This is a genomic window from Desulfobacter sp. (assembly GCF_050177295.1).
In genome coordinates, this window is sequence record NZ_JBFXHE010000381.1 from 1 (window position 1) to 4,351 (window position 4,351).

Below are 4,351 nucleotides of genomic sequence, written 5' to 3' on the forward strand. Positions count from 1 at the left end.
TGTCCCCGGTTACAGCGGCGGGACCGCTCCCGATTCTCACGGGATTCCCTGTTAGGCCCAAACGGGCACCTCAACACAAGAGGCATGATTGCGCAATAAAATGCTCCTGTCAAGCGGGATCTGGGGAAGGAAACAGCGCGGTAGGGTGGGCACGCTTTTTGTGCCCACCGGTTGTCCATAAACTTGAACCCATCTGATTTATAGTTCAGGCACAAGAGGTTATACATACGACCTGGCTTATTGCTTAGAGATTCTGTAGGAAAAATCGAACAACATTTCTGCGTGATTTATACGCCTGATCTACATCAGGAATTATTTCCACCTCGCCGTCCCTACCTAGATTAGAAAATGAGTCCGTGATCTTAATTGGAACTTCTAACCTGTCCCAACCATGAAACGCCCCTTCATATGCAATCACCTCAAGGAGAGGTTGTTCTTCTGAGTCCAAACTGTCCTTCAAGGCAAAGCAAGGTCCGGAGCCATTATCATAATCATCTTCTTCTCCAATTTGAATTAAAATTGGAGCGCCTGTTAAGTCACTGAACTTTAATCCTGGAATCGAAGAATCAGGGCTGTATGCGTAACATACAGGATAATGAGCAACATGTGCTGCAAAACGCAGATCCCCTCCAAACTGTGCGGCATAATGTTTCGTAGCAGAAGCCATTGTCACTACACCACCCCAGGAAAATCCCAGAACACCAATGCGGTCCGGGTCTATATTTGAATGTTCCGACAAAAATTTAAGAGCACCAAATGCATCAGGACAATTAAAAAAAGGGAGCGAGGGACGATCTGCGGCACTGTTTATCTCTCGCGCTTCCCACATATCGATCTCAAAGGTGGCGATACCAGCAGCGTTAAGTGCTCTGGCATAGAAATCGCCCCGAGAATCAACCCCGCCCCCGACCCATGCAGAATTACCACAGCAGGAAGATTTTTTTTGGGTATGAAGCGCTTTTTTCTCGATTGACAAGCGACTGGTAATTTTAATTTGCCTTTTACAGTGATCTCTTCCGGAGGGTCCTGCTCTATATCTGATATCTGAAACTCTTCAAAAGATATCACCGGTTGCCAATTTACCGGACACCCCTTTTCCTCAAAAGCATGGGATACTTGCAAGAAACTGAAAACAAATCCGTAAGCTAACAAAATAACCATTTTTTTTGATAACATAACACCCCCCCCCTTTTTTTTTCTGTTCACGAACAATATAAAGTTAAAAATTAGGAACGGAACGAAATTCAACTCCTTATTAAATTTAGATGATGCGTAAAATATTCTAAAAAATAAAATCACTCAAAACATATTTCGCCTGTTAGTTCAAATTTATTTTCGTTATCGCCTTCGCAAGTATTTATGTGACCATTCGCCTCCACTGCAGCGCTACTGACGTTCGTAAAAAATCCTTTGCCTTTCAAAATGTTAGTGATTAATTCATGAACTTCGCAGTAACATGGTAAACCGTCTTCCCCGCATTCAATATTCTCTGGATTGACGATGACTGCTACATCCTCAAAGGATTCAAACATACTCCCATCTTTAAAGGTGGCTGTATGTGTCAGGTAAGTGACACCCGGAGTAGAGCTATCGATAACTCTTCCGAAAAGATACCCGCTTTCTTTGAATGCCTTATTACCATTTTGGTCAAACAACTGAAGGGTGATGCATCCCTGCTGCGTTATTTCATCTAAGGCGTTTATCGTCTTTACTGTTCCTTTTACCTTGTAACAAGTATCGGAAAAAGCAATTCCCCACCAAGCAATAAACAGCAAAAATGAAAAAACCAATATCTTTTTCTTCACGTAAGTTCCCTCCTTCTAATGTTAAAGTTGATTCCAAATTCTTATCACCGATTTAAATAAAAATCTATCAGGGAAAACCTTAATTTCTAATTTTTTTTGGATGGATATACGTTATGAGGTGTCAGCAATCACGGAATCTGCCGGGGCGCGTCCTTGTTGAAAACGCTTTTAATTTTTGCAAAAAGCATTTTAACACCCCGCCATATTTTAGGCAGCAGCCACACAATCAGGCAAATAAATCCAATCAGGAGCATCAAAAATAAAAAGGGATAGTGAAGCGCAGCCAGGATGCCGCCGATGACGAGTACATCTTCGAGTATCGAAGCAGTCCAGTTGGAGAAGGGTTCCGGGGAGGTGTTGATCAGAAGCCTGGAACCCGATTTTGTCAAATGGCTGCCCGTGGCCAGACCGCCGCCCAGGATTCCGGCGGCAAGGGCCAAAGAAGGGTTGACATCGCCCACAGCACCTGCGGCAATCATCACGCCGGCAGGAATCCGGATAAAGGTGTGAATGGCATCCCACCCCGAATCCACCCCGGGGGTTTTATCTGCAAAAAACTCGACACAATACATGAATCCGGACGCCCACAGCACCACAGGGTCGGATAAAATTTCAAGCCCCTGAGGCAGCACCAGGTTTCCGGTGGCATCCAGAATACCCAAAACAAATACCGTGGCATACAGGTTGATTCCGCTGGCCCATGCAGCGCCCATGCTCAATGATATGGTTTTAATAATCTGATCAAAGGATTCCATGATTTAAGCCCCTTTCACCGATCACGGTTAATCCAGCCTTGCTTCCTAAAAATCAACTATCCTGGAAATCGTTTATCTGAAACACTATCACATCAACCTGGGCAACGCCATACGATTCCCTTTTGAATTGAATCTGCGCTCTGTTTATTTCTCCAGGATAGTGTTAAATATCGGAGACAACAATAACATCAAACCCTTTTATACGAGGAGAGTGCAGGCAATGGCAGAGAACACAGCCCAATATGGATGGGATGGATCAATGGGGATTTCTCTTTATGATAAGATCCGGCAGGATATGAAAGCCGCCATGCGTAAAAAAGATACAGCCGTAAGAGATACCATGCGCCTGATCATGGGGGCGTTCCCCGAAATCACTGTTCCCATAACCCTTGAGAGCGGCAAAAAATCCACCCGGGCAAAAACGCCGGAAGAGATCACGGATGAGGATATCCATAACATCATCCGAAAATTCGTCAAATCTGAAAAAACCGTTCTGGAGATTAAAAAAGAACCATCTTCTGATTATCTCGAACTTTTAGAATCTTATCTGCCCAAAATGGCCACCACAGAACAGATTGAAGCCTGGATCAAAAGCAATGTGGACTTTTCCGCCATTAAAAGCCCCATGCAGGCCATGGGCGCTGTTATGAAACATTTTGGGAAACTGGCTGACGGGAACCAGGTCAAGGCCGTTCTCCAGGGGATGACCGTCGAAAAATAATCTTTCATGGATCGTTCAACGTTAAATTATTACAGTCAAAATGCCTTAAAAGTGGCTGAAAGATATGAATCTGCTGATGTCAGACAACTGCATGACTTTCTTTCATCCAACCTGAAACCAGGCGGCAAACTTCTGGAGCTTGGGTGCGGCTCCGGCAGGGATGCCGCCTTTATGGTCAGCCAGGGATTCAAGGTGCTGGCGACCGATGGCTGCGCATCAATGGTGCAACAGGCAAATCTGCACCACCCCGAACTTGCCGCGCACCTGCTTCACTTGGAACTGCCGGACGGGCTGTCAAATGGGTTAGGGGTATTTGACGGAATATACGCCATTGCCGTTCTGATGCATCTTTCCGTACAGGAAATTGAAAAAACAATTTTGGGAGTTAATTCTCTTCTGGCAGCAAAGGGCCGGTTTATATTTTCAGTCCCGGCCCGGCGGGATGAAGTCATGACAAACACCTTTGACTCTAAAGGTCGGCGATTCACGGCACTCTCACCGGATGGGTGGACAGATTTATGCCTGAAATACAACCTGCAGCTTGTCCGGACCATGATCTCCGAGGATGGCCTGGGAAGAGACGGGGTTGCCTGGATGAACTGTCTGGCACAAAAGCCTTAAGCTGATCTGAAATATGCCCTTGGGCTGAAGGAATAACACGCAGGTCTGTTTCTTTGCTATTTCTTTTTGGTAACATACCGGTCAAAATGCCATAGACTACTCCTCAAAAGAACGCCAACCGCCGCCCAGCGCCTTGTAGAGTCGGACCGCGTTCCGGCTTACCGTACCTTCGCTTACGACGAGCTTTTCCTGGAAGCTGAGCAGCGAACGCTGTGCATCAAGCACATTGTTGAAGTCGGAAAGACCATTGCGGTACTGATCCTGGGCCAGTTCCTCCGCGGCCCGGGCAGCTTCGACAGCGACCCTGAGCGAAACGCGACGCTCTTTTTCCTTGCGGTAATCCATCAACGCATCACGCACTTCCTGCACAGCATTCAGAACCGCGGATTCATAGGCATACAGGTACTGTTCCTGGACCGCTTCCTGAATCTTGATATTGTTACGGATAG

The 4,351-nt window shown here is 46.1% G+C and carries 7 protein-coding genes and 1 riboswitch; of the genes, 2 read left to right on the plus strand and 5 right to left on the minus strand.

Translation table 11 applies throughout. The features are described 5' to 3' along the window. A riboswitch (cobalamin riboswitch) is annotated at nt 1-88 on the minus strand. This riboswitch is flagged as partial in the annotation. Between the two features lie 156 nt (nt 89-244). The 4 genes from AB7U36_RS19430 to AB7U36_RS19445 all read right to left on the minus strand — a co-directional run bounded on the left by AB7U36_RS19430 (nt 245) and on the right by AB7U36_RS19445 (nt 2,560). Next, on the minus strand, nt 245-829 hold the full coding sequence (locus tag AB7U36_RS19430) for a dienelactone hydrolase family protein (RefSeq protein WP_428161294.1): 585 nt from the start codon (nt 827-829) through the stop codon (nt 245-247). Continuing rightward, on the minus strand, nt 808-1,176 hold the full coding sequence (locus AB7U36_RS19435) for a hypothetical protein (protein WP_428161295.1): 369 nt from the start codon (nt 1,174-1,176) through the stop codon (nt 808-810). The genes AB7U36_RS19430 and AB7U36_RS19435 overlap by 22 nt, the downstream gene beginning before the upstream one ends. Before the next feature lie 119 nt (nt 1,177-1,295). After that, complete coding sequence (locus tag AB7U36_RS19440; protein ID WP_320397523.1) at nt 1,296-1,805, minus strand: hypothetical protein; 510 nt, start codon at nt 1,803-1,805, stop codon at nt 1,296-1,298. A gap of 128 nt (nt 1,806-1,933) precedes the next feature. Next, complete coding sequence (locus tag AB7U36_RS19445; RefSeq protein WP_428161296.1) at nt 1,934-2,560, minus strand: DUF4126 domain-containing protein; 627 nt, start codon at nt 2,558-2,560, stop codon at nt 1,934-1,936. Nucleotides 2,561-2,780: 220 nt separating this feature from the next. On the opposite strand from AB7U36_RS19445, the gene AB7U36_RS19450 reads away from it, so the two are divergent. Beyond that, the gene (locus AB7U36_RS19450) at nt 2,781-3,281 is read left to right on the plus strand and encodes a GatB/YqeY domain-containing protein (RefSeq protein WP_428161297.1); all 501 of its coding nucleotides are present in this window, start codon (nt 2,781-2,783) and stop codon (nt 3,279-3,281) included. Nucleotides 3,282-3,287: 6 nt separating this feature from the next. Then, the gene (locus AB7U36_RS19455) at nt 3,288-3,902 is read left to right on the plus strand and encodes a class I SAM-dependent methyltransferase (protein WP_428161298.1); all 615 of its coding nucleotides are present in this window, start codon (nt 3,288-3,290) and stop codon (nt 3,900-3,902) included. A gap of 96 nt (nt 3,903-3,998) precedes the next feature. Here the strand turns inward: AB7U36_RS19455 and AB7U36_RS19460 are convergent. After that, nucleotides 3,999-4,351: TolC family protein (locus AB7U36_RS19460; RefSeq protein ID WP_428161299.1), on the minus strand; the 353-nt coding region annotated here is incomplete at its 5' end.